Source organism: Streptomyces sp. NPDC048142 (genome assembly GCF_043202835.1).
Taxonomy (GTDB): domain Bacteria; phylum Actinomycetota; class Actinomycetes; order Streptomycetales; family Streptomycetaceae; genus Streptomyces.
Genome location: NZ_JBIDBC010000001.1, coordinates 104,377 through 131,369 on the forward strand (window position 1 = coordinate 104,377; position 26,993 = coordinate 131,369).

A 26,993-nucleotide genomic window follows, 5' to 3' on the forward strand; every position below is an offset into this window, starting at 1 on the left:
CGGCCCGGCTTGTCAGGCGCCCGTGCCGCCCCGTCCGCCCCGCACCCTCCTCACTTGGACTAACGCACCGGGGTTGTTGGACGGAGTCGGCCCCCGGAGCCGAAGTTCGTTGACGGTGTCCGGACACGGCGACTACCCAGGGGCCATGTCGCCAAGATTCCCTCGCCCCGGCCTGGTCGCCGCGGCCTCCGCAGCCGTCCTGGCGCTCGCGGGGGCCGCCCTCCCCGCCGCAGCCGCCGATCCGTCCCCCTCCCCGGCCCGGACGGCGGAATCCGGTGGATCCGCCGTCATCGGGTCCGGCCGGCTCGTCGTCGCCGTCGCCGACGACTTTCCGCGCGTCCTGTCGTACACCGACCGGGCGAGCGGCAAGCGGCTGCTCGGCAGCACCCGGCCGGTCACCGCCGTCACCCTCAACGGAACCGCCCACCGGGTGAAGCTCACGGGCGCGCCGAAGGTCACCCGCTCCGCCGCCCGCTACACCCTCGCCTTCGACGGGCTCCCGGGCGTCGAGATCGACGCCTCGCTCACCGTCTCCGGGCGCGCCACCACGTTCAAGGTGACCGCCGTCCGCGACACCGAAGCCTTCCGGGTCGGCACGATCGACATCCCGGGGCACGACCTGATCTCCGTCGGGTCCACCGAGACCGGGGCCGCCACCGCGTTCACGAAGCTCGACCCGGACTCCACCCGCACCGCCGACGTCTTCGCGGAGATCACCGGCGGTACGAAGCCCGACGCCGCGCCCGTCGGGGCCAGTTACGCGATCCTCAACAACGGCTCGCTCGCCGCGGCCGTCGAGTCCAACTCCTCGTACGACAAGCCCGCCGGGGCCACCGGCGGCGACGACGCCCGCTTCTGGCACCAGGCGCGCACCGAGGAGGACGGCGGCGTCCGGGTCGGCGTATGGTCCGGCCAGTGGACCTACCGGGGCGAGGGCGCGCCGGAGCCCGAGAGCGGCGAGAACCTGCCGTGGGCCAAGGTCGTCGTCACCCCGGACGCCAACGGCGACCGGGCCGTCGACTGGCAGGACGGGGCAATCGCCTTCCGCTCGATCGGCGTCACCGCGCCGGGCAGCGAGGACACCGCGAAGCGGGTCGTCACCCACATCCCGTTCAACTTCGCAAGCCAGGCCACCCACCCCTTCCTGCGCACCCTGGACGACGTCAAGCGGATCTCCAAGGCCACCGACGGTCTCGGCCAGCTCGCCGTCCTCAAGGGGTACGGCTCCGAGGGGCACGACTCCGCCCACCCGGACTACGGCGGCAACTACAACAAGCGGGCCGGCGGTCTCAAGGACCTCAACACCCTGCTCAAGGAGGGCAAGAAGTGGGGCGCCGACTTCGGCGTCCATGTGAACGCCACCGAGTCCTACCCGGAGGCGAACGCCTTCGACGAGCAGCTCGTCGACAAGACCAGGCCCGGCTGGAACTGGCTCAACCAGAGCTACTACATCGACCAGCGCCGCGACATCAACAGCGGCGACCTGGCGAAACGCTTCCAGCAACTGCGCGACGAGACCGACGAGAACCTCGACTTCCTCTACATCGACGTCTACTACAGCCACGGCTGGATCGCCGACAAGACCATCCAGGCGGTGCAGAAGCAGGGCTGGACCGTCGGCACCGAATGGGCCGACAAGTTCGAGCGCGCCTCGCTCTGGTCGCACTGGGCCAACGACCTGAACTACGGCGGGGCCACCAACAAGGGCCTGAACTCGCAGATCATCCGGTTCATCCGCAACGGCGAGAAGGACATCTGGAACAACCACCCGGTCCTCGGCCAGAGCGTCCTGGAGGACTTCGAGGGCTGGACCGGCGAGACCGACTGGAACGCCTTCACCGCCAACATCTGGCAGCAGAACCTGCCCGCGAAGTACCTCCAGCAGCAGCGGATCACCCGCTGGGACGGCAACGACATCACCTTCACCGGCGGGGTGCGCGGCACGGTCGAGAACGGGCAGCGCACCTTCTACGACCAGGGCCGCAAGGTGCTCAGCGGCACCGACTACCTGCTGCCGTGGGACGGCGGCAAGAAGCTCTACCACTACAGCGGGACCGGCGGCACCAGCACCTGGGAGGTGCCAGGCAAGCGCCCGTACACCCTCTACGAGCTGACCGACAACGGCCGCGAGAAAGTCACCACCGTCCGTCCCGTGCGCGGGAAGATCACGCTGACCGCCGCCGCCGGGCAGGCCTACGTCCTGTACCCCGGCCGGGCTCCGAAGGAGGCCGCCCCCGACTGGGGGAAGGGGACCAAACTCACGGACCCCAGCTTCAACGACCGGGACCTGAAGGGCTGGACGAAGACCGGCACCGCCGTCCGCGACACCGACGAGCAGGGCCGCAACAGCGCCGAACTCTCCGGCCCGGACAAGGCCTCGCTCTCCCAGACCGTCACCGGCCTCAAGCCCGGCGAGCGCTACACCGCCTCCGCCCTCGTCGAGGTCGAGCCCGGCGAGAGCCGCCGCACCACCCTGAGCGCCGGCGGGAAGTCCGTGGCCGTCGAACGCTCCACGGCCGAGGACTTCGTCGCCGCGTCCGACTGGCACGGCACCTTCTTCCAGCGCGCCAAGGTCAACTTCACCGCACCGGCGAAGGGCCGCACCTCCCTCCGCATCGAGGCGGCGGCGGGCAGCACGGCGCAGGTCCGGGCCGATGACGTACGGATCGTGGAGAACGCCCCCGCCACCCGCCCCGGCACCGTGGTGTACGAGGACTTCGAGGCCGTCGACCAGGGCTGGGGCCCCTTCCTCAAGGGCGACGCGGGCGGCTCCACCGACCCCCGCACCAGCATCTCGCAGCTCCACGCCCCGTACACCCAGTCCGGCTGGAACGGGAAACTGATCGACGACGTGCTCGGCGGGAAGGAGTCCCTGAAGTCCCACGAGGAGAACACCGGCCTCGTCTACCGCACCGCCCCCTGGACCGTCCCGATGAAGGACGGCCACCGCTACCGGGTCGCGTTCGACTACCAGTCCAGCCATGCGGGCGCCTACAGCTGGGTCGAGGGCTACGACCGGGTCACCGACGGCAAGGCCGCATCGACCGAGACCCGGGCCACCCCGATCGGGCGGCAGCGCACCACCGGGCACTTCGGCCGGACGCTCACCGCGGGCTGCGGCGACACCTGGACCGGGCTGCGCAAGCTGTCCGGAGCACCCGCCGGCGCGGACTTCGTGCTCGACGGCTTCACCGTGACCGACCTCGGACCGGCCCCCGCCGGGCAGGAGGCCGTCTGCGGCACGCTCGGTGTGGCCGCCGACGCCGAGACCCTGGAGCCGGGAGCCCCGAACACGGTGAGGGCGACCTTCGGCAACGACGAGAGAAGTGCCGCCACCGGCGTGCGGCTCGCGCTGACCGTGCCCGAGGGCTGGGAGGCCGAGCCCGTGGGCGCGGTCGCCTTCGACTCGGTCGCCCCGGGTGCGAAGGTCACCGGCAGCTGGCGGGTCACCCCGCCGGTCGGCGCCCCCTACGACACCTACGCGCTGGACGCGGAGGCCACGTACGCCGTCGGGGGAGCCGGCCGGGTGCTCGGCGCCGGGACCTTCGTCCGTACGCTCCCGCCGCCGCCCACCGAGGACAGCTGGGCCAGTGACCTCGACTGGACGGCCTCGGAAAACGGCTGGGGCCCGGTCGAGCGCGACCGGGCCAACGGGGAGACCGGGGCCGGTGACGGCGGCCCGCTGAAGATCGGCGGGGTCGCGTACGCCAAGGGGCTGGGCACCCATGCCCCGGCGAAGATCCGTTACTACCTGGGTGGGAAGTGCACCTCCTTCACCGCCGAGGTGGGCGTCGACGACGTCCAGTCCACCCGGGGCAGTGTGCGGTTCTCCGTCACCGCCGACGGCACGGAGGAGGTCGCGTCACCGGTGCTGGGGGCGGCCGATCCCGCCTGGAAGCTCACCGCCGACGTCACCGGCGCGCAGTACGTCGAGCTGGTCGTCCGGGACGGCGGCGACGGCAATGGCAACGACCACGCCGACTGGGGCAATGCCCGCTTCCACTGCGGAAGTTGAACGCCGGTCGAACTATTCACCGGGCGCGGTGGACATCAGGGGAACTGTGCCGCGCGATACTGAGGGGGCCTTCGGGCCCCCTCAGGGGCATGTGGCCCACGGCACACCGCCCCTTTGTGGGGTTCCCACAGCCGCAGACGGCCTTTCGCTGGTGGATCGCCTGCACGACGCCAGGGTTCTGTTCACTCCCACCACGAAACCGAGCAGGAGACTGTGCGGAGTCGACGGCACGATTTCTGGGTCGGGGTTCGTAGGGTCAGTACATGACCGTTGTGGACGAAACCCAGGGTGAGCCGAACGACGCCCGAGGCCGGGTGGCCGAACTGCTGACCCTGCGCGAGCGGGCGCGGCGCGGGCCGAGTGAGCGGGCGACCGAGGCGCAGCACGCCAAGGGGAAGCTGACGGCGCGGGAGCGGATCGAGCTGCTGCTGGACCCCGGTTCGTTCAAGGAGGTCGAGCAGCTGCGCCGGCACCGGGCCACGGGGTTCGGTCTGGAGGCGAAGAAGCCGTACACCGATGGTGTGATCACCGGGTGGGGGACGGTCGAGGGCCGGACGGTCTTCGTCTACGCGCATGACTTCCGGATCTTCGGCGGGGCGCTGGGTGAGGCGCATGCCACAAAGATCCACAAGATCATGGACATGGCGATCTCGGCGGGTGCTCCGCTGGTGTCGCTGAACGACGGTGCCGGGGCCCGTATCCAGGAGGGTGTCTCGGCGCTCGCCGGTTACGGCGGTATCTTCCAGCGCAACACCCGTGCGAGCGGGGTGATTCCGCAGATCAGTGTGATGCTGGGGCCGTGCGCGGGCGGTGCGGCCTACAGTCCGGCGCTGACCGACTTCGTGTTCATGGTCCGTGAGACCTCGCAGATGTTCATCACCGGGCCGGACGTCGTGAAGGCGGTCACCGGCGAGGAGATCACGCAGAACGGTCTCGGCGGCGCGGACGTGCACGCAGAGACCTCCGGCGTCGCGCACTTCGCGTACGACGACGAGGAGACCTGCATCGCCGAGGTCCGCTACCTCATCGGGATGCTGCCCTCCAACAACCGCGAGAACCCGCCCACCGCCGAGAGCGACGACCCCGCCGACCGGCGCGGTGACGTCCTGCTGGACCTGGTCCCGGCCGACGGCAACCGCCCGTACGACATGCACCAGGTGATCGAGGAACTCGTCGACGACGGCGACTACCTGGAGATCCACGAACGCTGGGCCCGCAACATCATCTGCGCGATGGCCCGCCTCGACGGACAGGTCGTCGGCATCGTCGCCAACCAGCCGCAGGCGCTGGCGGGGGTCCTGGACATCGAGGCCTCCGAGAAGGCCGCACGCTTCGTCCAGATGTGCGACGCCTTCAACATCCCGATCATCACCCTACTGGACGTCCCCGGCTTCCTGCCGGGTGTGGACCAGGAGCACGGTGGGATCATCCGCCACGGCGCGAAGCTGCTGTACGCCTACTGCAACGCCACCGTGCCGCGGATCTCGCTGATCCTGCGGAAGGCCTACGGAGGCGCGTACATCGTCATGGACAGCCAGTCCATCGGGGCCGACCTCACCTACGCCTGGCCCACCAACGAGATCGCCGTGATGGGCGCCGAGGGCGCCGCCAACGTCATCTTCCGCCGGCAGATCGCCGACGCCGAGGACCCCGAGGCCATGCGCACCCGCATGGTCAAGGAGTACAAGGCCGAGCTGATGCACCCCTACTACGCGGCCGAGCGCGGCCTCGTCGACGACGTCATCGACCCCGCCGAGACCCGCGAGGTGCTCATCGCCTCGCTCGCCATGCTCCGTAACAAGCACGCCGACCTGCCGTCCCGCAAGCACGGCAACCCCCCGCAGTAGTCATCCTCCGCAGCGGCGCGATCCGCCGCACGGTCCACGACATCCTGCCGAGAAGACGGAGACACCCCATCATGAGCCTGACGTCCGCCGAGTCCGTCCTGCGCGTCGAGAAGGGTCACGCCGACCCCGAGGAGCTGGCGGCCATCACCGCCGTCCTGATGGCCCGCGCCGCCGCCCGGCCCGCCGCCCCCGCCCACCGGGGCCGGGACACCGCCGGCTGGCGCCGCCTGGAGCGCACGCCGGGCTTCCGCGCCCCGCACAGCTGGCAGGGCTGACCGCCCGCACGGCTCACGGAGAAGGGCCCCGCACTCCTCAAGGAGTGCGGGGCCCTTCTCGTGCGTACGGGGACGGGCCCTCAGCGCAGGCGTGCCATCAGCGCGTGCTCGACCAGCGTGATGAGCGCGCTCTTGGCGTCCGCGCGGTGGCGGGCATCCGTCGTCAGGATCGGGGTGTCCGGCCCGATCTGGAGCGCTTCGCGTACTTCGTCGGGGGTGTAGGGCTGGTGTCCGTCGAAGCCGTTGAGGGCGATGACGAAGGGCAGTCCGCTGTTCTCGAAGTAGTCGACGGCGGGGAAGCAGTCGGCGAGGCGGCGGGTGTCGACGAGGACGACGGCGCCGATGGCGCCGCGGACCAGGTCGTCCCACATGAACCAGAAGCGGTCCTGACCCGGCGTACCGAAGAGGTACAGGATCAGGTCCTGGTCCAGGGTGATGCGCCCGAAGTCCATGGCCACCGTCGTGGTGGTCTTGTCCCCGGTGTGGGTCAAATCGTCGATGCCCGCCGAGGCGGACGTCATCACGGCTTCGGTGCGCAGCGGATTGATCTCCGAAACGGCACCGACAAACGTGGTCTTACCCACGCCGAAGCCCCCTGCCACCACGATCTTCGCCGAGGTAGTGGAGCGGGCCGCTCCGCCGCTAGAGCTTGCGAAGTCCACTGAGCACCCTTTCGAGCAGTGTCACATCTGGCTGGCCGCCGGCGGCCTCGTCGCCGCCCGGCTGATGGATAGCGACGAGTCCGGCCTCGGCCAGGTCGGCGACGAGGATCCGGGCAACGCCGAGGGGGATCGAGAGAAGGGCCGAGATCTCGGCGACCGACTTGATCTCGATGCAGAGCCGGCAGATCCGCTGGTGCTCGGGCAACTGCCCTTGCAGCCGGGACGGATCGGCCGTGGTGCTCACCAGCGCCTCGATGGCGAGCTGGTAACGCGGTCGGGTCCGGCCGCCGGTCATGGCGTACGGACGGACCAGCGGGTTGTGCACGGCGGGCTTGGCGGGCTGGGGAGCCCGCCGCTGCTGCTGGGGTGCGTCGTACCGCTGGGGCTGCTGCGGTTGCTGCGGCCACCCCGCCCCCGGCTGCTGCGGAGGCCACTGGGACCCCTGAGCGCCGTGAGCACCCTGGGGCTGCTGCGAGTGCTGGGGCTGCTGGTATGGCTGATACTGCTCGGGTCCCTGTCCACCGGGTGCGGCAGGGAAGCCGAAACGGTCGTCACCGTGCTCACCCGGAACCCTCTGGTCACCGTTGTATGAGTGCCCGCCTGTGGGTGCTGCCACGTTTCCTCCTCCGACTGCCGGTCGCCGATCCCAGTGGGGCCGCGCCACCGCACTTTAAGGTGCGGTGGCGAGAAACGCACTGTCTCTCTACTAGTTAAGAAGACTTCCCTGAAGTTCGGCGCGGAGGTCCGGAGTCAGGACGCTGCCCGCACGGTCCACCAGAAGGGCCATTTCGTACCCAACCAGACCGATATCGGCGTCCGGGTGGGCCAGCACGGCGAGCGAGGATCCGTCGGAGATGGACATGATGAAGAGGAATCCACGCTCCATCTCCACAACGGTCTGATTCACGGCGCCGCCCTCGAAGATCCGCGAGGCGCCCGCGGTCAGCGACGTCAGACCGGAGGCGACGGCCGCCAGCTGATCGGCGCGGTCGCGCGGGAATCCCTCGGACATCGCCAGCAGGAGTCCGTCGGCGGAGACCACCACCGTGTGCGACACCCCGGGGGTGTTGTCCACGAAATTGGTGATCAACCAGTTGAGATTCTGGGCCGCCTGGCTCATCGGGCTCACACTAACGCTCCTGGTTGTAGGTGGTACTGGTGTCCGACCCCGTGCCGCGTCCCCGCTGGATCCCCCGCCGCAGGTTGCTCAACCTGCCGCGGACGTCCTCGGGCGCGCGGGAGACCTGTGGGCCGCCCTGCTGGGTCTGCTCCGCCGTACCCTCGACCAGGTTGGCCTTGGGTACGCGCCGGGGGAGTCCGGAGGGGGTTATTCCGCCCGCCTTCGGCTCACGGAGCTTGTCGGCCCGCTCCCAGCGCTCGTCGTTCGTCGAGCGCCAGTCGTCGGGGCCGTCCCCGTCCGTCTGCGGGTCCTGCCGCTGTTCCTGCCGCGGAGCCGGAGCGGGCTGGTCGTTGCCGCGGCCGCCGGGGCCCGGCTGCCAGTGCTGCTGACCGCCGCGGCGCGGCAGACCGGCTTCGGTCAGCTCGGGGCCGGCCTGCGGAGCGGGTCCCGGACGGTCGAAGCCTACGTGCTCCGAAGGTTCCGCGGGCGTGCTCGGAACAGATTCCGACGCGGCGGGAGCAATCGGCTCATAAGTGTTCTGGAAACCGCTCTGAACAGGCCAGTCATCCTGGTGGGAACGGTCTGCCGGAGCCGCGTACGGGTCGGCGTGCTGACCCTGCCGATCGTCCGGAACGGCATATGCCGATTCCGTGTAACCGTCCGCCGGGTGCTGCTGACCCTGCTGCCGGCCGTGCTGCGGCTGCTGGTCCTGCTGCTGCGGATAACCGTCCTCGGTGCCGTACCGCTGCTGCTCGTACGACCCCTGGTACGGATCCTGCTGCGGCTGCTGCCCGTACTGGTCCTGGCCGTAGCGCTCATCGGCGTAACCCTGCGGCTGCTGCTGCCCGCCGTACGGGGCACCCGCGTACGGCTCCGGTGCGTAGCCCTGCTGCTCCGGGGAGTCGTCCCCGAACGGGCCGCCCGCACCCGTCTGGGCCTCCAGGGCCGCCTTGCGCTCCTCGCGCATCAGCGAGCGGCCGACCGGGTCCAGCTGCGTCGGGTCCGCCGGGACCTCGTAGCGCGAGTCGTCGAAGCCGAGCTCGGCCGCCGTGCGCATCGGGGCCTGCTGCGGCTCCGGCTCGAAGGCCTGCTGCTCGGGGATGATCGAGGAGACGGTGAAGTCGTCCTGGCCGCCGTTCGGTTCGCCACCGCCACCGTGGGTGATGGCGTCCGGCAGCATGACCAGCGAGGTGGTCCCGGCCTGCTCGCCCGAGGGGCGCAGCTGGACCCGGATCCCGTGCCGGTCGGCCAGTCGGCCGACCACGAACAGGCCCATGCGCTGCGATACCGCGGCGTCCACGGTCGGCGGGTTGGCCAGCTTGTGGTTGATGTCGGCGAAGTCCTCGGCGGTGAGGCCGATGCCCTTGTCGTGGATCTCGACCATGACGCGGCCGTCGGGCAGCCGGGTCGCGGTGACCTTGACCTTGGTCTGCGGCGAGGAGAACGTGGTGGCGTTCTCCAGCAGCTCGGCCAGCAGGTGCACGAGGTCGGTGACGGCCTGGCCGTGGATCTCGCTCTCCGGCACGCCGGTCAGCTGGATGCGCTCGTAGGACTCCACCTCGGAGGAGGCGGCCCGCAGGACGTCCACCAGCGGCACCGGCTGGTTCCAGCGGCGGCCGGGCTCCTCGCCCGAGAGGACGAGGAGGTTCTCGCCGTTGCGGCGCATACGGGTCGCCAGGTGGTCCAGCTTGAAGAGGCTCTCCAGCTGGTCCGGGTCGGCCTCGTTGTTCTCCAGGTCGGTGATGAGGGTCAGCTGGCCCTCGATGAGCGACTGGTTGCGGCGCGAGAGGTTCGTGAAGATCGCGTTGACGTTGCCCCGCAGCATGGCCTGCTCGGCGGCGAGCCGGACGGCCTCGCGGTGCACCTGGTCGAAGGCGCGGGCGACCTCGCCGATCTCGTCCCGTGTGGTGATCGGGATCGGCTGCACCCGGGTGTCGACCCGGCCCGGGTCGGTGCGCGAGAGCTGGTCGACGAGGGTGGGCAGCCGCTGCTCGGCGATGGAGAAGGCGGCGGTACGCAGCTGGCGCATCGAGCGGCTCATCTGGCGGGCCATGAGCCCGGCCAGGAGGAACGCGGCCAGCAGCGCGATGACGACGATGAGGCCGTTGACGATGGCGTCGGTCTTGGCGTCGGAGGAGATGTTCGCGGCCTCGTCCACCGCCTTGGTGACCAGCTCGTCCTCGACGGTGGCGTACCCCTCGAACTTCGCGGTCGCCGCGGCCATCCAGGTCTCGGGCGTGATGCCCTTGGCCGCCAGGTCCTCCGGATCCTGCCCCTTGGCGATCTCCTGGGCCATGCCGTCGAAGGCCGAACCGTCGATGCTCGGCGGGGCCACGAAGGGCTTGCCCGCGGCCTCGGCCTGCTCCTTGGCGGCCTTGAGCTGCCTGGCGCCCTCGGCGGCCTTGCCTGCCATGACCTGCTTGAGCCGGTCGACGTCGGCCTGGGTGCCGCCGGAGTTGAACTCGCCGAGCGCGATCTGCTCCAGGTAGTTGTACGAGCCGAAGGCCTTGACCTGGTCGTTGTACGTGCCCGGCTGCTGGCTCGGGCGCACCAGCAGGTGCATGCCGATCGAGCGCTGGAGCGACGCCGCGGCCTTGGACAGCTCGATCGCGTAGACGGTACGGCCGTAGCTGGTGATGTTGCCGGTGCCGAGGCCGAGCTCGTTGGAGAACTCCATCAGCGAGTGCTGGACCTGGACGTAGCCCTCTTCGGTCTTCACCGGGTCCAGGGCCTGCGAGTAGGCGGCCTTGCGCAGCTCGGGGAGCTTGGGCTCCTCGCCCTTGAAGAGCTTCAGCCGGCGCTCCAGGCCCGGCTTCGCCGGCATGTTCTTGACCGCGGCGTCGAACCTCTGCGCCGCCTCGTCCGTGGTGGCCCGGGTCTGCTCGACCACGTCGGCGTCACGGTCGCCCGAGAGCAGCGGCTCGGCGGTGAGGTCCCGCTCGTTCAGGAGCGCCTGTCCGTAGTCGGACGCGGCGCGCACGACGACCGCGGTCTTCTCGGCATCCTGCGCCTCGCTCCAGGTGTCGATGGAGCCCTTCACCTGGAAGCCGCCCATGACCAGGCCGACCAGCACCGGGATCAGGAGGATCGCGTTCAGCCGGGTGGCCACCCGCCAGTTGCGGGGGGACATCCGGCCGGAGCCGCCGCCCTCGGCGGGCTCGGCTTCGGGCACCTCCGCAGGGGACGCCGCAGCGCGCGACGGCGGGGTGAAGTTGCCCCGCTCGGGCTGCGCCGGGGAGCCCTCGTTGCTTCGCCTCACTCGACCAACAACCTCTCGGCGTCGGCACCTACGCTGTGCCGGATTATTCGTTCAGGGCCGTACTACTGGGGAGTTCGTCGAATTGCAGCACGGGGACGGGCACCCTTCCAAACACTCGGAATCATTGATTCCGAGTGGCCCAGACCTCAGATAAAACGGGCATAAAGAGCGAGCCCCGTCAAAAGGCGGGGCTCATGTGAGCGCAGTGGTACCGAATGGATGCATCGGGTGGCGGTGCGGAGTCAATTCTCTGTCGAAACGTTATGAATGCGGGGGCGGATCGTGTCAAACGACACAGGCCGCCCCCGCATGACTACGGCAACTTCCGTATGCCGGTATCGACTTAGACCCACCCCCAGTCGCCGGTGGGTCTTAGACCCACCCCCCGATCGCCGGTGGGTCTCACGCCTGGTGGAAGAACTACTTCAGGCGTGCCATCAGCGCGTGCTCGACCAGCGTGATCAGGCCGCTCTTGGCGTCCGCGCGGTGGCGGGCGTCCGTCGTGATGATGGGTGCGTCGGGCCCGATCTGGAGCGCTTCGCGTACTTCGTCGGGGGTGTAGGGCTGGTGTCCGTCGAAGCCGTTGAGGGCGATGACGAAGGGCAGTCCGCTGTTCTCGAAGTAGTCGACGGCGGGGAAGCAGTCGGCGAGGCGGCGGGTGTCGACGAGGACGACGGCGCCGATGGCGCCGCGGACCAGGTCGTCCCACATGAACCAGAAGCGGTCCTGACCGGGCGTACCGAAGAGGTACAGGATCAGGTCCTGGTCGAGCGTGATGCGGCCGAAGTCCATGGCGACGGTGGTCGTCGTCTTGCCGCCGGTGTGGGTCAGATCGTCGATGCCCGCGGACGCGGACGTCATGACGGCCTCGGTGCGCAGCGGGTTGATCTCCGAGACGGCCCCGACGAACGTGGTCTTGCCCACGCCGAAGCCGCCCGCCACCACGATCTTCGCCGAGGTGGTGGAGCGGCCCGTACCGCCGCTAGAGCTTGCGAAGTCCACTGAGCACCCTTTCGAGCAGTGTCACATCCGGCGCGCCGCCGGCCTCTCCGTTGCCCGGCTGGTGGATGGCCACCATGCCGGCTTCCGCCAGGTCCGCCACCAGGATCCGGGCGACGCCGAGCGGCATCGACAGCAGCGCCGACACCTCCGCCACCGACTTGACCTCACGGCAGAGGTGGCAGATCCGCTGGTGCTCGGGGAGCAGGGTCCCCAGATGCGCCGGGTCTGCCGTCGTGCTGACCAGCGCCTCTATCGCGAGCTGGTAGCGCGGCCGGGTCCGGCCGCCGGTCATGGCATAAGGACGAACCAGCGGCTGGTCGCCTTCCCCGTCGTACGACGCGTGGTGCAGTGCGCCGTACGGATCGGGTGAGGCGGGTGGCGGGGTCATGAATCCTCCGGGCGTGACAGCAGGTTCTCGGCTTGCCGTCTGCAAGGGGCCGGTGACGGGACTAAAGCGGCCTGACGGGTGAGGGTTGTGGGCATTACCTGGGGGGATCGTGTCGTGAATCCACTGGGTGGCCGCCTAGTGGAGCAGACTGCCTTGGAGCTCGGCGCGGAGGTCGGGCGTGAGGACGGTGCCCGCACGGTCGACCAGGAGGGCCATTTCGTACCCGACCAGACCGATGTCGGCGTCCGGGTGGGCCAGAACGGCCAGCGACGAACCGTCGGAGATGGACATGAGGAAGAGGAATCCCCGCTCCATCTCCACGACCGTCTGGCTGACGGCGCCGCCCTCGAAGATCCGGGACGCACCCGCGGTCAGCGAGGTGAGACCGGACGCGACAGCGGCGAGCTGGTCGGCGCGGTCGCGCGGGAATCCTTCGGACATCGCCAGCAGCAGGCCATCCGCGGAGACCACCACCGTGTGGGACACCCCCGGGGTGTTGTCCACGAAATTGGTGATCAGCCAGTTCAGATTCTGCGCGGCCTGACTCATGGGGCTCAACTAACGCTCCTGCTGGTGAGTGGGGCCGAGATGGATACTGCCGGTCTGCGGGCCGTTGTTGGCCTGCCGACCCTGCTGGATGCCCCGGCGGAGATTGGTCAGACGACCGCGCACGTCATCGGGCGCGCGCGAAACCTGAGGTCCGGACTGGTGATTCTGCTGCTGTGCGGTGCCCGGAACCAAATTGGCGCGGGGAACACGGCGAGGCAGCCCGGAAGTAGTGACACCGCCGGCCGCGGGCTTCTTGACCCGTTCGGCCTGGCGTACGAGTTCGTCGTTGGGCGAGGCCCGCCAGGAACTGGTGACCGAGGTGTCGGCCGCACCACGCTGAGGCATGGGCGGGACCGGCACACCGGCGGCCTCGGGAGCGGCCGGCGCCTGCGGTTCGGCGGGCGGCTGCTGGCCGCCCTGGCCCGGACCGTGGAACCAGTTCGTCTCCAGGGTGTCGTACAGCGGCGTACGGCCGTCCCCGGGACCGGCCGGCGGCAGGGCCTCCGGCTGCTGGGGCTGCTGCGGCAGTGCCGGACGCGGTGCACCGAAGTCGTTGCCGTCCAGGCCGTGCTGACGCGGCGCGGGCGGCTGCTGACCCTGGTCGTACTGGCCCTGGCCCTGCTGGTTCTGGTTCGGCTGCTGCGGGACACCGAAGTCGGGCCGGGCGAACTGCGCGGTGCTCGCCGGGTCCTGGCCCTGCGGAGCCTGCTGCGGGTACGAACCGTCCTGGGAAGCCCCCGGCGCCGAGAAGTCGGGCCGGGCGAACTCGGAGGTCGCGCCGGGTCCCTGGTGGTCCTCCGCCGGCCGCTGGTTCAGCGGGGCGTCGAACGACGGGTCCTGGCCGGGGGCCGCCGGACGGGCGAACTGCCCGGTGGCCTCGTGCTCCTCGTGACCGCGCGGCGTGTCGGCGCCCCAGCTGGTGGCGGCCGGCCGCTGCGGCTGCGGGTTGCCGCCGGGCAGCTCGGCACGCGGTCCACCGGGCGGCGGCAGCTGACGGCCGGGGCCGCCGGGCTGCTGGAAGCCGTCCTGGGCGGAGCCGCTCTGCTCCTGGCGACCCTGGGGCTGCTGAGCCCCGGGACCCTGCTGGTTCGACTGGTTCTGCCAGCCGGACGGGCCCTGCTGGCTGGGCGGTGCGAACTGGCCCGGACGGCCGTTCTGCCCGGGGGAGGGCGGAGCGCCGTGCCCGAACAGGTTGGGCTGCCCCCCGTCGCCGCGGCCGGGCGCATCGCCCTGGGGGCCGCGGGCGCCGACCCGGGCACTGTTGCCGAAGGCGCCGGAGAGACCGCTGCTGCCCTGGCGCTGGGGGGCCTGGCCCTGTCCCTGGCCCTGAGCCGGGAAGTCCTGGCCCGGTCCGCCGGTGTTCGGCCGGCCGCCGGTCTCCGGGCCCTGCGGACGGCCCGGTGCGCTGTCCCGGGCCGGCAGTGCCGCCCGGGGACCCGCGCCGGAACCGACCTGGCCGCGCTGTGCGCCGGGGCCACCGCCGAGGCTCTTGGCGCCCGGACCGCCCGGACCGCCCGGACCGCCCGGACCGCTGCCGAGACCGGCGCGCTGGCCGTTGCCCGCGCCGTTCCCGTTGCCCGTGAGCAGACCGCCCGGGGCGCCGGACGGCTGACCGGGGCCCTGCTTGGACGGCGGCTGCTTGCCGCCGTGCGCGACGTCGACGGGCAGCATGACCAGCGCGGTCGTACCGCCGGAGTCGGAGGGGCGCAGCTGGATCCGGATGCCGTGACGCAGCGACAGCCGGCCGACCACGAACAGACCCATGCGGCGGGAGACGGAGACGTCCACCGTCGGCGGCTGCGCGAGCCGCTCGTTGATCGCGGCGAGGTCCTCGGGGGAGAGGCCGATGCCGGTGTCGTGGATCTCGACGAGCACCCGCCCGTCGGGCAGCGCGTGACCGGTGACCCGGACCTTCGTCTGCGGCGAGGAGAACGACGTGGCGTTCTCCAGCAGCTCGGCGAGCAGGTGCACGAGGTCGTTGACGACGCGGCCGGCGACCTCGGTGGCGGGCACCGCGGACAGCTCGATGCGCTCGTACTGCTCCACCTCGGAGGCGGCGGCACGGAGCACGTCGACCAGCGGGACGGGGCGGGTCCACCGGCGTCCCGGCTCCTCGCCCGCGAGGACGAGGAGGTTCTCGCCGTTACGGCGCATACGGGTCGCGAGGTGGTCGAGCCTGAAGAGCGAGGACAGCTGGTCCGGGTCGGCCTCGCGGGACTCCAGTTCGGAGATGAGCGAGAGCTGGCGCTGGATGAGGCCCTGGGAGCGGCGCGAGAGGTTGGTGAACATCGCGTTGACGTTGCCCCGGAGGAGGGCCTGCTCGGCGGCGAGGCGGACGGCCTCGCGGTGCACGTCGTCGAAGGCTGCGGCCACCTGGCCGATCTCGTCCCGGGAGTGCACGCCGACGGACTCGACGGAGGTGTCGACGTCCTGCGGGTCGGTCTCGGAGAGCTGCTTGACGAGCTCGGGCAGCCGGTCCTGGGCGACCCGGGTGGCGGTGTCCTGGAGGCGCCGCAGCGAACGGATCATGGAGCGGGCCACCACGAAGGCGCCGACGAGGGAGACGCCGAGCACGATGAAGATGACCGCACCGTTGATGATCGCGTCGCGCTGGGAGGCCTGACGCAGCTCGCGGGCCTTGGCCTCCATGTCGCTGAGGAGGGTGGCCTCGATGGTCTCCATGGCCTTGATCTTGATGGTGCTCTGGTCGTACCAGTCCAGGTACGACCGGATCTGCTTGCCCTCGATCGGGTTCGTGGTGTCCAGGACCCGCTTGGCGTACATGTTCCCGGCGTTGATCTCCGGGTTGCCGTTGTCCAGGGAGGACAGGAGCTCCTCGGCGCTCTCCCCGGTGGTCCCGTAGATCGTCTTGAACGAGGTGAGGGCCCGGGACTCCTTGGCGAGCGCGTTGGAGCCGAACTGCCGGTCGTTCGGGTTGAGGTGCGGCTTCTCGACCGGACCGCCGGGCAGCGCCGCGGCGATGATCGCCCGCTGGACCGAGGCGTACTCCTTGGCGGAGGAGAACGCCGCCAGGGCCCGGGTCCGCTTGATCATTTCCGGGTTGCTGGTCGCCTGCGCCATGTCCTGCGAGAGGCTCAGCAGTGAGGTGATCAGCTGGTTGTACTGGTCGATCGTGTTGAGACTCGGTGCGTCCGCTTTGTACGCCGTCTTGCGGATCGTGCGGATGGTGCCGAGCTGGGAGGCGATCTGCGAGATGCTCGCGTGGATACTGTCGAGCGCCTCGTCACCCTCGGAGTCGCCGATCGAGTCGGTCTCGTCGAGGAAGGCGTCCTTGGCCCGGTCGGTCTTGTCCCGGGGCCCGGTGACCTTGTAGTCGGTGGGCTTGGACTTGTTCGACAGCGGACCGGCCGACTGGTCGCGCTCCACCTGGAGCGCCTGGGCGAGCGAGGTCGCCTGCTTGGTCATCTTGGTCAGCAGCTGCATGTGCTCCAGCTGCTGCATGTCGGTCATGGACTCGTTGATCCTCAGACCGCCCAGGCTGGTCGCGGCGACCACGGGGAGGGCGAGGAGCGAGACCAGTCGCGTGCTGATGCGCCAGTTACGGAGCGCTATTCGCGAACCCGTGTCGACCGGGCCGCGAGGCTGTGCGGGCGGGTTCGGCTCCGCGCCGCCGCTCGTCGCGGACCCCGGGCGCTGAGCACGGTCGCTGTTGTCGCCGGCGTCGGCCGGCCCGGGGTTCTGGGCGTGCTGGGGCGAGGAACCGCGGTCGGTCCCGCCGCGCGGCTCCTGTTCCGCCGGAGCGCTGCCATCCCTCTTGAAACGTCCCTGCACTAGCGTCGCAACCTCTGGACCAGGCGTCCCGCCCGCGTGTGCGGACAAGACGGTGTCGGCGTCGTGGGGCACTGGACGCGCCCCATGGTGGTCGTATGAGTGACCGGCGAACTTCCCCCTCCCGCCGCCACTCGGCGCTGCGTTGCGCCCCTGCGCGCCGGCCTGAAACCCGCGGCGGTGCGTGGAATTCCAGCACAGTGCAGGATCTCCAACAAGGCCCATGTACCGGGCTGTGACCTGGGTGACACGTTGTGACGAGCGGGTAACAAGCGGTGGAGAGCGATCGTGGGTAAAGCGGACTATTGAGGAGGAGTCACCAGGGGGTCGGGGGTGTCCCAGTCGCGATGATCAGGAGCGGAATGGTGGATTCAGTGATGCAATGTCCCAGTTTGTTGACCAGGGTCGACTGTCCGTAATGGGCTAATTGTCGATTAGTTCGTGAGCAAACTCACATGATGATCGCCGCCTCATCCCGGCTCCGGCGGGGAATCGGATGTTTAGCCTGACGCTTTACAGCGATGGCGAATCCGACAAGCCGGCGCCGCGACGAGCGACGCCCTCACCGACAGGGTCCTGACGGCAGATGAAGACGACGACGATGTTCCGCAACATTGCCAACCCCCGGCGCACCACGCTGGCGCACCTCAAGGACGCCGAAGCGCTGCGGACGCCCCTCCAGCCGGAGCACGCCGCCGACCTGCCGACCGTGACGGCCAACCCGCGCCGCACCATCCTGATGGAAGCCCCGGTCACGGCCGCCCGGTAACCACCACCTGCATACGCGAGCTGTGCCCCTCCCGCGCCGGGCCAGGCGCTAGCCTGGAGCGTCAGTCTTCAGTCAGCCAGCAAGTGAGGGGCGACAGCATCCCGTGCGCATCGCCAGGTTCTCCATCGACGGCAATGTCGCCTTCGGCGCCGTCGAGGGACAGGGCACCGTGGAATCCGGTGACCTCGTCCTCGACATCATCAAGGGCATTCCGTACGCCGACTTCGAGCTCTCGGGCACCAAGGTCCCGCTGAACAAGGTCCGGCTGCTGCCCCCCGTGCTCCCCAACAAGGTCGTGGCCATCGGCCGCAACTACGCGGAGCACGCCGCCGAACTCGGCCACGAGGTCCCCGACGCGCCGATCACCTTCTTCAAGCCCACCACTTCGGTGATCGGCTCCGGCGACGCGATCGAGTACCCCTCCTTCTCCAGCGAGCTGCACCACGAGGCCGAGCTGGCCGTGGTCATCGGCCGCATGTGCCGTGAGGTCCCCCGCGAGCGCGTCAAGGACGTCATCCTCGGCTACACCTGCGCCAACGACGTCACCGCCCGCGACGTACAGCAGCGCGAGAAGCAGTGGGCCCGCGCCAAGGGCTTCGACACCTCCTGCCCGCTGGGCCCCTGGGTGGAGACGGACGTGGACCCCCACGACCTCACCATCCAGGCGACGGTCAACGGCGAGCAGCGACAGCTGGGCCGCACGAGCGACATGGTCCGCTCCATCGAGGACCTGATCGTCCACATCACGGAGGCCATGACGCTGCTCCCGGGCGACGTGATCCTCACCGGCACCCCCGCAGGGGTCGGACCCCTGCACGTCGGCGACGAGGTCGCCGTCACCATCGAAGGCATCGGCACTCTCACCAACAAGGTGATCAAGCGTGGCTAACGCACCAACGGCACCCTCCCCCGAGCTCTCGGCTCCGCTCGGCCAGCGGGTACCCCCTCGTGTCCGTTTCTGTCCCTCCCCGACCGGCAACCCCCACGTGGGCCTGGTCCGCACGGCGCTCTTCAACTGGGCCTTCGCCCGGCACCACGGGGGCACCCTGGTCTTCCGGATCGAGGACACCGACGCGGCGCGCGACTCGGAGGAGTCCTACCAGCAGCTGCTCGACTCGATGCGCTGGCTGGGCCTGGACTGGGACGAGGGCCCCGAGATCGGCGGCCCGCACGCGCCGTACCGTCAGTCGCAGCGGATGGACCTGTACCAGGACGTCGCCGAGAAGCTGCTCGCCGCCGGGTACGCCTACCCCTGCTACTGCACCACCGAGGAGCTGGACACCCGCCGCGACGCCGCCCGCGCCGCCGGGAAGCCGTCCGGCTACGACGGCCACTGCCGCGACCTCACCGACGGGCAGAAGACCGCGTACGAGGCCGAGGGCCGCAGCTCGATCGTCCGCTTCCGGATGCCCGACGAGGCCATCACCTTCCATGACCTGGTCCGCGGCGACATCACCGTCCAGCCGGAGAACGTTCCGGACTACGGCATCGTCCGCGCCAACGGGGCCCCGCTCTACACGCTGGTCAACCCGGTCGACGACGCCCTGATGGAGATCACCCACGTCCTGCGCGGCGAGGACCTGCTCTCCTCCACCCCGCGCCAGATCGCCCTGTACCGGGCGCTCATCGAGCTGGGCATCGCCAAGGACACCCCCGCCTTCGGCCACCTGCCGTACGTCATGGGCGAGGGCAACAAGAAGCTCTCCAAGCGCGACCCGCAGGCCTCCCTCAACCTCTACCGCGAGCGCGGGTTCCTCCCCGAGGGCCTGCTGAACTACCTCTCGCTGCTCGGCTGGTCGATCGCCGAGGACCGCGACATCTTCTCGATGGACGAGCTGATCGCCGCGTTCGACATCGAGGACGTCAACGCCAACCCGGCCCGCTTCGACCTCAAGAAGTGCGAGCACATCAACGCCGAGCACATCCGCATGCTGGAGGTGAAGGCCTTCACCGAGGCCTGCGGCCCCTGGCTCCGGGCCCCCTTCGCGCCCTGGGCCCCGGAGGCCTTCGACGCGGAGAAGTGGGCGGAGATCGCCCCGCACGCCCAGACCCGGGTCACGGTGCTCTCCGACATCACCGACAACGTCGACTTCCTCTTCCTCGACGAGCCGGTGTACGACGAGACGTCCTGGAACAAGGCGATGAAGGCGGGCTCGGACGCGCTCCTGGCCACCGCCCGCGCCAACCTCGCCGCCGCCGACTGGAACGCCGAGGCCCTGAAGAACGCCGTCCTCACCGCCGGCGAGGCCCACGGTCTCAAGCTCGGCAAGGCCCAGGCCCCGGTCCGCGTCGCCGTCACCGGCCGCACCATCGGTCTGCCGCTCTTCGAGTCCCTGGAGATCCTGGGCCGCGACAAGAGCCTGGCCCGCGTGGACGCGGCTCTGGCGAAGCTGACCGCGTAAGGACCGGACACCCCCGAGGAGGGCCGCGGCCGACCGGCCGCGGCCCTCCTCGGGTTTCGCGCTCCGCCCGGATTCCCCTCCGCGGGCGCCGCCGGGCGGCTACCGTGAGATCCATGCCGATCCGCGCAGTGCTCTGGGACATCGACGACACGATCTTCGACTACTCGGGCGCCGACCGCACCGGTATGCGCCGGCACCTGGAGCGCGAGGGCCTTCCCGAGGCGTACGCCTCGGTGGACGCGGCCCTCGACGCCTGGCGGGCGCTGAGCATCCGGCACTGGGCGCGCATGACCGCTGGAGAGACGGACTTCCCCGGGCAGCGTCGGGACCGGGTACGGGAGTTCCTCTCGCAGGAGCTGGAGGACGCCGAGGCCGAGGCGTGGTTCGGGCGCCACGCCGCTCACTACGAGGCCGCCTGGGCGCTCTTCCCGGACGTGCTGCCCGTGCTCGACCTGCTGGCCCCCGACTACCGGCACGGGATCCTGTCCAATGCCAACACCCACCACCAGCACCACAAGCTGACCGCGCTCGGTGTCCGGGACCGGTTCGAGGCGATGGTCTGCGCTGTGGAGCTCGGGATCTCCAAGCCGGAGGCCGGCGCCTTCCACGCGGCCTGCGAGGCGCTCGCGCTGGAGCCGCAGGAGGTGGCGTACGTGGGCAACGAGCCGGACATCGACGCGAGCGGAGCCGTGGCCGCCGGGCTGACGGGGATCTGGCTCGACCGGCGGGGGAGCGGCGGAAGGCCGGATCTGGTGACGATCACCGGCCTCGACCAGCTGCCCGGCCTGCTGGCGGGCATTACCCGTTTTGGAGCGTCGGACACCTTCGGGTAATGTTCTTTCTGCGCCGCCCGAGCGGGCCGAAAAATCCGGCCGGGAAGCGCAGACAGAAGTGAAGCTCCTGCCAGGGGTTGCATTTCAGTGGGCTATGGTGTAATTGGCAACACTACGGTTTCTGGTACCGTCATTCTAGGTTCGAGTCCTGGTAGCCCAGCGCAGTACACGTAAGATCAGCAGGACAAGCCCCCGTTGTGTAGCGGCCTAGCACGCTGCCCTCTCACGGCAGTAGCGCCGGTTCGAATCCGGTCGGGGGTACAGATCCTTCCCGCGAGAGCACCTGGGTCGCACCCATGTTCTCACGGTGAGAATACCCGGCTAGCGCCGGGTGGAGGATCGCTAGGGCCCCCGTTGTGTAGCGGCCTAGCACGCTGCCCTCTCACGGCAGTAGCGCCGGTTCGAATCCGGTCGGGGGTACTTGTCACACTATGGGCTATGGTGTAATTGGCAACACTACGGTTTCTGGTACCGTCATTCTAGGTTCGAGTCCTGGTAGCCCAGCGCAAGTCAGCAGTAAACGCGCCCCCGTTGTGTAGCGGCCTAGCACGCTGCCCTCTCACGGCAGTAGCGCCGGTTCGAATCCGGTCGGGGGTACAACAGAGCACTACGGAAAGGCCCTTCACCTCGGTGGAGGGCCTTTCCGCTGCCGCCCCCCCTCACAGGCCGTACCGCCGGGCCGACTCCTCGCTCTGCGCGAGCCGCCGCAGGGACATCAGCAGCGGTTCGTACAGCACCGCCGACGCCACGGCCTTCTCGACCTGCTCGGCCTCGGAGGCGTACGTCTCCATCTCGTCCAGATCGTGCAGCGCCGCCTGCTCCATGATCCGGGCCTGCCGGGCCAAGTAGTCGATGTCACACGGATATCCGAGCCGGGTCAGCGTGGCCACCGAAGCGACCAGCGTCCGGTAGACGGGGGAGAGCTCGCCGAGCTCCAGCGTGGTCGACCACTCCAACTCCGTGAGCAGCGCGGCCACCTGGGCCCGTGCCGTCGCCGTCTCCGGGGCGTCCTCGTCCGGGGCGGGTCCCTGCGGCAGCGCCCACAGCGCCGCTCCCAGACGGATCGTGCGGCCGAGCGACTCGTCGTCCACATGCGCCAGCACCTCTCGGGCCGTCGCCACCGGCAGCCGTCCGACCTGGATCAGGGCGCGCACCAGCCGCAGCCGCCGCAGATGGCTCTCGTCGTACTCCGCCCGGGTCGCGCTGATCCGCCGGCCCTGCGGCAGCAGCCCCTCGCGCAGGTAGTACTTGACCGTCGCCGTCGGGACGCCGCTCTGCTCGCTCAGTTCCGCCAGTCGCAATCTCCGCGCCTTCCCTTGCGCCCCGTCTTGGGTGGTGCCACTATCCAATCATTGGATAGCGGCACTCTCCAGTGAATCGGGGGCACAGCATGTTCGCGAAACCGAACCCGGGCCGGACGACGGCGGGAGCCGAGGGCGAGGTCGTCGTCCTGCTGATCGGGATGCGCATCAACCACTTCCGGGGCATCCACCACTGGCTGCCGGTCCTTGCCGCGATGCCGCGCATGCTGCGCGAGTTGACCAAGGACAAGAGCCGGGGGCTGCTCGGCTACACGCTGCTCACCGGCTCGCCGCGGACCTACTACGTCGTCCAGTACTGGGAGTCGAAGGAGAAACTGTACGCGTACGCCGCCGCTCCCGACATGTTCCACCGCAAGGCCTGGGCGATCCTCAACCGCAAGGAGAAGAAGTCCCGGCAGCACGTGGGGCTCTGGCACGAGAGTTACATCGTGCCCGAGGGCGGCTACGAGTCGCTCTACGCCGACATGCCGGCGTACGGGCTGGCCGCGGCGACCGAGGTGCTGCCGGTCCGGGCGCGGGGCCGCAGGGCGGCGGACCGCCTCGCCCACCGGTCGTCCGAGGGGTGAACAGGAGGGCGGGCGGAAGGGCCCCGGAAGGAAAAAGGGCCGCCACGGCGCTGGGGCGGCCTTCCGGAAGGGGAGAGACGTTCGTGCGGGCGAGACGTCAGCCCGTGCGGCGCAGGGCCTCGCTCAGCCGCGCTGCCGAGTCGATGACGGCCTGGGCGTGCATCCGGCCCGGGTGGCGGGTCAGCCGCTCGATCGGTCCGGAGACCGAGACGGCGGCGACCACCCGGTTCGAGGGGCCGCGCACCGGGGCGGAGACCGAGGCGACGCCCGGTTCCCGCTCGCCGATCGACTGGGCCCAGCCCCGCCGCCGTACGCCGGAGAGCGCCGTCGCGGTGAACCTGGCGCCCTGGAGACCCCGGTGCAGGCGCTCCGGCTCCTCCCAGGCCATCAGGATCTGGGCGGAGGAGCCCGCCTTCATGGTGAGCGTGGAGCCGACCGGCACCGTGTCCCGGAGTCCGGACAGCCGTTCCGCCGCTGCCACGCAGATGCGCATGTCGCCCTGCCGGCGGTAGAGCTGCGCGCTCTCGCCGGTGATGTCGCGCAGGTGGGTGAGCACCGGTCCGGCCGTGGCCAGCAGGCGGTCCTCGCCCGCCGCGGCTGCCAGTTCCGACAGCCGGGGGCCGAGAATGAACCGGCCCTGCATATCCCTCGCCACCATCCGGTGGTGTTCCAGTGCCACGGCCAGTCGATGGGCCGTGGGCCGTGCGAGCCCGGTCGCCGCGACCAGCCCGGCGAGGGTGGCCGGACCGGACTCCAGGGCGCTCAATACCAGAGCTGCCTTGTCGAGAACGCCGACGCCGCTAGAGTTGTCCATACGACGATACTCCCGTCTCACTCTGTGAAACGCAAGTTCAATTTTCCACGGAAGTTGCGAACCTTTGGGGGCGGCCGCACGACGGCTCGTAGCCACCGCCCCGCACGGGGGTCCGGACGGAGGCGCACCGAATCTCTAGTTGGGCCGGCGAAGACGCCGGCCGGAGGGAAAGCGATGGGTAGGACACTCGCGGAGAAGGTCTGGGACGACCATGTTGTCCGGCGCGCGGAGGGCGAGCCGGACCTTCTCTTCATCGATCTGCACCTGCTGCACGAGGTGACCAGCCCGCAGGCCTTCGACGGTCTGCGCCAGGCCGGACGTCCGGTGCGGCGCCTCGACCTCACCATCGCCACCGAGGACCACAACACCCCGACCCTCGACATCGACAAGCCGATCGCCGACCCCGTCTCGCGCGCCCAGCTGGAGACCCTGCGCAAGAACTGCGCGGACTTCGGCGTACGGCTGCACCCGCTGGGCGACGTCGAGCAGGGCGTCGTCCACGTGGTGGGCCCGCAGCTGGGGCTGACCCAGCCGGGCACCACCGTGGTCTGCGGCGACTCCCACACCTCCACGCACGGCGCGTTCGGCGCGCTGGCGTTCGGCATCGGCACCAGCCAGGTGGAGCACGTCCTGGCCACCCAGACCCTGCCGCTGGCCCGCCCGAGGACCATGGCCATCACGGTCGAGGGCGAACTGCCCGACGAGGTCACCGCGAAGGACCTGATCCTGGCGATCATCGCCCGGATCGGCACCGGCGGCGGCCAGGGCTACATCCTCGAATACCGCGGCTCCGCCATCGAGAAGCTCTCGATGGAGGCCCGGATGACCGTCTGCAACATGTCGATCGAGGCCGGCGCCCGCGCGGGCATGATCGCTCCGGACGCCACCACCTTCGACTACCTCAAGGGCCGCGACCACGCCCCCGAGGGTGAGGACTGGGACGCCGCCGTCGCGTACTGGAAGACGCTGCGCTCCGACGACGACGCGGTGTTCGACGCCGAGGTCGTCATCGACGCCACCGAACTCGCCCCGTTCGTCACCTGGGGCACCAACCCCGGCCAGGGCGCGCCCCTGTCGGCCAACGTCCCCGACCCGGCTTCGTACGAGGACGCCTCGGAGCGCTTCGCCGCCGAAAAGGCCCTGGAATACATGGGGTTGACCGCCGGGCAGCCGCTGCGCGAGATCAACGTCGACACCGTCTTCGTAGGTTCGTGCACCAACGGCCGCATCGAGGACCTGCGCAACGCGGCCTCGATCCTGGACGGCCGCAAAGTCGCGAGCGGCGTACGGATGCTGGTCGTCCCCGGCTCCGTCCGGGTCGCGCTCCAGGCCGTCTCCGAGGGCCTGGACAAGGTCTTCACCGAGGCCGGCGCCGAATGGCGGCACGCGGGTTGCTCGATGTGTCTCGGCATGAACCCCGACCAGCTGGCCCCCGGCGAGCGCTCCGCCTCCACCTCGAACCGAAACTTCGAGGGCCGGCAGGGCAAGGGCGGCCGCACCCACCTGGTCTCGCCCCAGGTCGCCGCCGCCACCGCGGTGCTGGGCCATCTGGCCTCGCCCGCCGATCTGTCCGACGCCCGTACCCCCGCCGGAGTCCGATAGCCATGGAAGCATTCACCACCCACACCGGCCGGGCCGTTCCGCTGCGCCGCAGCAACGTCGACACCGACCAGATCATCCCCGCCCACTGGCTGAAGAAGGTCACCCGCGACGGGTTCGAGGACGGGCTCTTCGAAGCCTGGCGCAAGGACGAGAACTTCGTCCTCAACCGCCCCGAGCGCCAGGGCGCCTCGGTCCTGGTCGCCGGTCCCGACTTCGGTACGGGCTCCTCCCGCGAACACGCGGTCTGGGCCCTGCAGAACTTCGGTTTCAAGGCCGTCGTCTCCTCCCGCTTCGCCGACATCTTCCGCGGCAACTCGCTGAAGAACGGGCTGCTCACGGTGGTCCTGGAGCAGCAGGTCGTCGACGCCCTCTGGGAGCTGACGGAGGCCGACCCGACCGCCGAGGTCACCGTCGACCTGGAGGCGCGGCAGGTCCGCGCCGGGGGCATCACCGCAGGCTTCGAACTCGACGAGAACGCCCGCTGGCGCCTGCTGAACGGCCTCGACGACATCAGCCTCACCCTTCAGAACGAAGCGGACATCGCGGCGTACGAAGGGGCTCGGCCGGCCTTCAAGCCGCGTACTATTGCCGCCTGAGCAGCGCTTTTCCCGGACTGCGCCCCCTGCCTCCCGGCAGGGGGCGCAGTCGCTTGTTGAGACCCCGTCGGGCGACAACTCGCCCCAGATGGCACAATCGGTGCATGGAACGCGACAGCCAACTCAAGCTCTATGGCCAAGTCGCCGACCGATTGAAGGAAGCGCACGCGAGGGTGCGTGCACTGCAAGTCCCGGAGGGCGTACGGATGGCGCTGACCCGGAAGCTGCTGGTCGTCACGGCCGCGGCGAAGCACGATCTCCCGGACGCGGCAAGGCGTCTGGACCGGATGATGAAGGACCTCGATGAGGGCCGATTCCCCGAAGGTGACTGACACGTGGAACTGCGCATCGGTCGACTTCGTTGCGGCACTAGGGTGATTAGCCCGTTTCGTGTTTGATTTGCGGTATATATCTGCCTAACGTGCGAAAAAGCTTGAACACTTTCGTTCTGGCAATGTCTCCGAAGGGGAAGACGTGAACAAGGCGCAGCTCGTAGAAGCGATTGCCGACAAGGTCGGCGGCCGTCAGCAGGCCGCAGACGCTGTCGACGCGGTACTCGACGCGATCGTCCGTGCCGTTGTCGCAGGGGACCGTGTTTCGGTCACCGGCTTCGGCTCGTTCGAGAAGGTCGACCGCCCCGCCCGGTACGCCCGCAACCCGCAGACGGGTGAGCGCGTCCGGGTCAAGAAGACCTCGGTGCCCCGCTTCCGCGCGGGGCAGGGCTTCAAGGACCTGGTGAGCGGCTCGAAGAAGCTCCCCAAGAACGACGTGGCCGTCAAGAAGGCCCCCAAGGGCAGCCTCTCGGGCGGATCTTCCGCCGCCCGTACGACGGTGAAGGCCGCCGCCGCCAAGAAGTCGGCCGCCAAGAAGGCCACCGCGAAGAAGACCACCGCCAAGAAGGCGGCTCCGGCGAAGAAGACCACCGCCGCAGCCAAGAAGGTCACCGCGAAGAAGACCACCGCGACGGCCAAGAAGGCCTCCGCGGCCGCGAAGAAGGCGACTCCGGCGAAGAAGGCCGCGACGACGACCGCCAAGAAGGCCTCGCCCAGCAAGACCGCGCCCGCCAAGAAGACCACGGCGAAGAAGGCGCCCGCGAAGAAGACCACGGCGCGCAAGACCACGGCCAAGAAGGCCACCGCACGCAAGAAGTGAGACCGGGCACCCGCTCGCTCCTCACAACGCG

General features: G+C 69.9%; 22 protein-coding genes and 5 tRNA genes. 17 read left to right on the forward strand and 10 right to left on the reverse strand.

Features of this window, described 5'->3' with window-relative positions:
* The first annotated feature begins 145 nt into the window (after positions 1–145).
* The 3 genes from ACGF2Y_RS00475 to ACGF2Y_RS00485 all read left to right on the forward strand — a co-directional run bounded on the left by ACGF2Y_RS00475 (position 146) and on the right by ACGF2Y_RS00485 (position 6,137).
* Entirely contained in the window at positions 146–4,015 is a 3,870-nt protein-coding gene (locus ACGF2Y_RS00475; RefSeq protein WP_392941711.1) for an endo-alpha-N-acetylgalactosaminidase family protein, read from the forward strand.
* A 263-nt stretch (positions 4,016–4,278) separates the two neighbouring features.
* Positions 4,279–5,862, forward strand: coding sequence for an acyl-CoA carboxylase subunit beta (locus tag ACGF2Y_RS00480; RefSeq protein ID WP_392941714.1), 1,584 nt, complete (start codon positions 4,279–4,281; stop codon positions 5,860–5,862).
* A 71-nt stretch (positions 5,863–5,933) separates the two neighbouring features.
* Positions 5,934–6,137 (forward strand): acyl-CoA carboxylase subunit epsilon, encoded by a 204-nt coding sequence (locus ACGF2Y_RS00485; RefSeq protein WP_018960133.1) that lies wholly within the window; start codon positions 5,934–5,936, stop codon positions 6,135–6,137.
* A gap of 80 nt (positions 6,138–6,217) precedes the next feature.
* Here the strand turns inward: ACGF2Y_RS00485 and ACGF2Y_RS00490 are convergent, their stop codons facing one another.
* From ACGF2Y_RS00490 to ACGF2Y_RS00525, 8 genes are all read right to left on the reverse strand, one after another.
* A complete protein-coding gene (locus ACGF2Y_RS00490; RefSeq protein ID WP_014048542.1) occupies positions 6,218–6,799 on the reverse strand; it encodes an ATP/GTP-binding protein in 582 nt (193 codons plus the stop codon).
* Complete coding sequence (locus tag ACGF2Y_RS00495; RefSeq protein WP_392941716.1) at positions 6,780–7,415, reverse strand: DUF742 domain-containing protein; 636 nt, start codon at positions 7,413–7,415, stop codon at positions 6,780–6,782. The genes ACGF2Y_RS00490 and ACGF2Y_RS00495 overlap by 20 nt, the downstream gene beginning before the upstream one ends.
* A 90-nt stretch (positions 7,416–7,505) precedes the next feature.
* Entirely contained in the window at positions 7,506–7,919 is a 414-nt protein-coding gene (locus tag ACGF2Y_RS00500) for a roadblock/LC7 domain-containing protein (protein WP_006127847.1), read from the reverse strand.
* A 10-nt stretch (positions 7,920–7,929) separates the two neighbouring features.
* Complete coding sequence (locus ACGF2Y_RS00505; RefSeq protein WP_392941718.1) at positions 7,930–11,178, reverse strand: nitrate- and nitrite sensing domain-containing protein; 3,249 nt, start codon at positions 11,176–11,178, stop codon at positions 7,930–7,932.
* 420 nt (positions 11,179–11,598) lie between these two features.
* Positions 11,599–12,180: an ATP/GTP-binding protein gene (locus tag ACGF2Y_RS00510; RefSeq protein WP_392941721.1), complete on the reverse strand. Its 582-nt coding sequence runs from the start codon at positions 12,178–12,180 to the stop codon at positions 11,599–11,601.
* Entirely contained in the window at positions 12,161–12,568 is a 408-nt protein-coding gene (locus ACGF2Y_RS00515; RefSeq protein ID WP_003966010.1) for a DUF742 domain-containing protein, read from the reverse strand. The genes ACGF2Y_RS00510 and ACGF2Y_RS00515 overlap by 20 nt, the downstream gene beginning before the upstream one ends.
* A 135-nt stretch (positions 12,569–12,703) precedes the next feature.
* Positions 12,704–13,117: a roadblock/LC7 domain-containing protein gene (locus ACGF2Y_RS00520; protein WP_006127850.1), complete on the reverse strand. Its 414-nt coding sequence runs from the start codon at positions 13,115–13,117 to the stop codon at positions 12,704–12,706.
* 9 nt (positions 13,118–13,126) lie between these two features.
* Positions 13,127–16,909 carry a nitrate- and nitrite sensing domain-containing protein gene (locus ACGF2Y_RS00525; protein WP_392941723.1) on the reverse strand — a complete coding sequence of 1,261 codons (3,783 nt, stop codon included), beginning with the start codon at positions 16,907–16,909 and terminating at the stop codon, positions 13,127–13,129.
* 583 nt (positions 16,910–17,492) lie between these two features.
* Between ACGF2Y_RS00525 and ACGF2Y_RS00530 the strand changes: the two genes are divergently transcribed.
* From ACGF2Y_RS00530 to ACGF2Y_RS00570, 9 genes are all read left to right on the forward strand, one after another.
* Positions 17,493–17,675 carry a hypothetical protein gene (locus tag ACGF2Y_RS00530; RefSeq protein ID WP_392941725.1) on the forward strand — a complete coding sequence of 61 codons (183 nt, stop codon included), beginning with the start codon at positions 17,493–17,495 and terminating at the stop codon, positions 17,673–17,675.
* Between the two features lie 103 nt (positions 17,676–17,778).
* Positions 17,779–18,564 carry a fumarylacetoacetate hydrolase family protein gene (locus ACGF2Y_RS00535; RefSeq protein ID WP_030589458.1) on the forward strand — a complete coding sequence of 262 codons (786 nt, stop codon included), beginning with the start codon at positions 17,779–17,781 and terminating at the stop codon, positions 18,562–18,564.
* On the forward strand, positions 18,557–20,077 hold the full coding sequence (gltX, locus tag ACGF2Y_RS00540; protein WP_392941728.1) for a glutamate--tRNA ligase: 1,521 nt from the start codon (positions 18,557–18,559) through the stop codon (positions 20,075–20,077). Before ACGF2Y_RS00535 ends, gltX begins: the two co-directional genes overlap by 8 nt.
* Positions 20,078–20,190: 113 nt before the next feature.
* Complete coding sequence (locus ACGF2Y_RS00545) at positions 20,191–20,910, forward strand: HAD family hydrolase (protein WP_392941730.1); 720 nt, start codon at positions 20,191–20,193, stop codon at positions 20,908–20,910.
* Positions 20,911–20,998: 88 nt separating this feature from the next.
* Positions 20,999–21,070, forward strand: a tRNA-Gln gene (locus ACGF2Y_RS00550).
* 28 nt (positions 21,071–21,098) lie between these two features.
* A tRNA-Glu gene (locus ACGF2Y_RS00555) sits at positions 21,099–21,171 on the forward strand.
* An 86-nt stretch (positions 21,172–21,257) separates the two neighbouring features.
* A tRNA-Glu gene (locus tag ACGF2Y_RS00560) sits at positions 21,258–21,330 on the forward strand.
* A gap of 12 nt (positions 21,331–21,342) precedes the next feature.
* Positions 21,343–21,414 (forward strand) — tRNA-Gln (locus tag ACGF2Y_RS00565).
* A 20-nt stretch (positions 21,415–21,434) separates the two neighbouring features.
* A tRNA-Glu gene (locus ACGF2Y_RS00570) sits at positions 21,435–21,507 on the forward strand.
* Between the two features lie 62 nt (positions 21,508–21,569).
* Here ACGF2Y_RS00570 and ACGF2Y_RS00575 read toward each other — a convergent pair.
* Positions 21,570–22,211, reverse strand: coding sequence for a MerR family transcriptional regulator (locus ACGF2Y_RS00575; protein ID WP_392941732.1), 642 nt, complete (start codon positions 22,209–22,211; stop codon positions 21,570–21,572).
* An 89-nt stretch (positions 22,212–22,300) separates the two neighbouring features.
* On the opposite strand from ACGF2Y_RS00575, the gene ACGF2Y_RS00580 reads away from it, so the two are divergent.
* On the forward strand, positions 22,301–22,798 hold the full coding sequence (locus ACGF2Y_RS00580) for a DUF4188 domain-containing protein (protein WP_392941735.1): 498 nt from the start codon (positions 22,301–22,303) through the stop codon (positions 22,796–22,798).
* Between the two features lie 97 nt (positions 22,799–22,895).
* Here ACGF2Y_RS00580 and ndgR read toward each other — a convergent pair whose 3' ends face one another.
* Positions 22,896–23,612 (reverse strand): IclR family transcriptional regulator NdgR, encoded by a 717-nt coding sequence (gene ndgR, locus ACGF2Y_RS00585; RefSeq protein WP_003966003.1) that lies wholly within the window; start codon positions 23,610–23,612, stop codon positions 22,896–22,898.
* Between the two features lie 174 nt (positions 23,613–23,786).
* On the opposite strand from ndgR, the gene leuC reads away from it, so the two are divergent.
* The 4 genes from leuC (at position 23,787) to ACGF2Y_RS00605 (ending at position 26,962) form a co-directional block, all read left to right on the forward strand.
* Positions 23,787–25,214 carry a 3-isopropylmalate dehydratase large subunit gene (leuC, locus tag ACGF2Y_RS00590; protein WP_392941738.1) on the forward strand — a complete coding sequence of 476 codons (1,428 nt, stop codon included), beginning with the start codon at positions 23,787–23,789 and terminating at the stop codon, positions 25,212–25,214.
* Positions 25,215–25,216: 2 nt separating this feature from the next.
* Positions 25,217–25,810, forward strand: coding sequence for a 3-isopropylmalate dehydratase small subunit (gene leuD, locus ACGF2Y_RS00595; protein WP_392941741.1), 594 nt, complete (start codon positions 25,217–25,219; stop codon positions 25,808–25,810).
* A 104-nt stretch (positions 25,811–25,914) separates the two neighbouring features.
* Positions 25,915–26,142, forward strand: coding sequence for a hypothetical protein (locus tag ACGF2Y_RS00600; protein ID WP_392941743.1), 228 nt, complete (start codon positions 25,915–25,917; stop codon positions 26,140–26,142).
* Positions 26,143–26,284: 142 nt separating this feature from the next.
* Positions 26,285–26,962, forward strand: a complete 678-nt coding sequence (locus ACGF2Y_RS00605) for an HU family DNA-binding protein (RefSeq protein ID WP_392941746.1) — start codon at positions 26,285–26,287, stop codon at positions 26,960–26,962.
* Positions 26,963–26,993 lie beyond the last annotated feature (31 nt).

Excerpts from the sequence above, each read along its gene's own strand:
- ACGF2Y_RS00475 (WP_392941711.1), top strand. The coding sequence starts at position 146 with ATGTCGCCAAGATTCCCTCGCCCCGGCCTGGTCGCCGCGGCCTCCGCA.
- ACGF2Y_RS00480 (WP_392941714.1), top strand. The coding sequence starts at position 4,279 with ATGACCGTTGTGGACGAAACCCAGGGTGAGCCGAACGACGCCCGAGGC.
- ACGF2Y_RS00485 (WP_018960133.1), top strand. The coding sequence starts at position 5,934 with ATGAGCCTGACGTCCGCCGAGTCCGTCCTGCGCGTCGAGAAGGGTCAC.
- ACGF2Y_RS00500 (WP_006127847.1), bottom strand. The coding sequence starts at position 7,919 with ATGAGCCAGGCGGCCCAGAATCTCAACTGGTTGATCACCAATTTCGTG.
- ACGF2Y_RS00515 (WP_003966010.1), bottom strand. The coding sequence starts at position 12,568 with ATGACCCCGCCACCCGCCTCACCCGATCCGTACGGCGCACTGCACCAC.
- ACGF2Y_RS00520 (WP_006127850.1), bottom strand. The coding sequence starts at position 13,117 with ATGAGTCAGGCCGCGCAGAATCTGAACTGGCTGATCACCAATTTCGTG.
- ACGF2Y_RS00530 (WP_392941725.1), top strand. The coding sequence starts at position 17,493 with ATGAAGACGACGACGATGTTCCGCAACATTGCCAACCCCCGGCGCACC.
- ACGF2Y_RS00545 (WP_392941730.1), top strand. The coding sequence starts at position 20,191 with ATGCCGATCCGCGCAGTGCTCTGGGACATCGACGACACGATCTTCGAC.
- ACGF2Y_RS00580 (WP_392941735.1), top strand. The coding sequence starts at position 22,301 with ATGTTCGCGAAACCGAACCCGGGCCGGACGACGGCGGGAGCCGAGGGC.
- ndgR (WP_003966003.1), bottom strand. The coding sequence starts at position 23,612 with ATGGACAACTCTAGCGGCGTCGGCGTTCTCGACAAGGCAGCTCTGGTA.
- leuC (WP_392941738.1), top strand. The coding sequence starts at position 23,787 with ATGGGTAGGACACTCGCGGAGAAGGTCTGGGACGACCATGTTGTCCGG.
- leuD (WP_392941741.1), top strand. The coding sequence starts at position 25,217 with ATGGAAGCATTCACCACCCACACCGGCCGGGCCGTTCCGCTGCGCCGC.
- ACGF2Y_RS00600 (WP_392941743.1), top strand. The coding sequence starts at position 25,915 with ATGGAACGCGACAGCCAACTCAAGCTCTATGGCCAAGTCGCCGACCGA.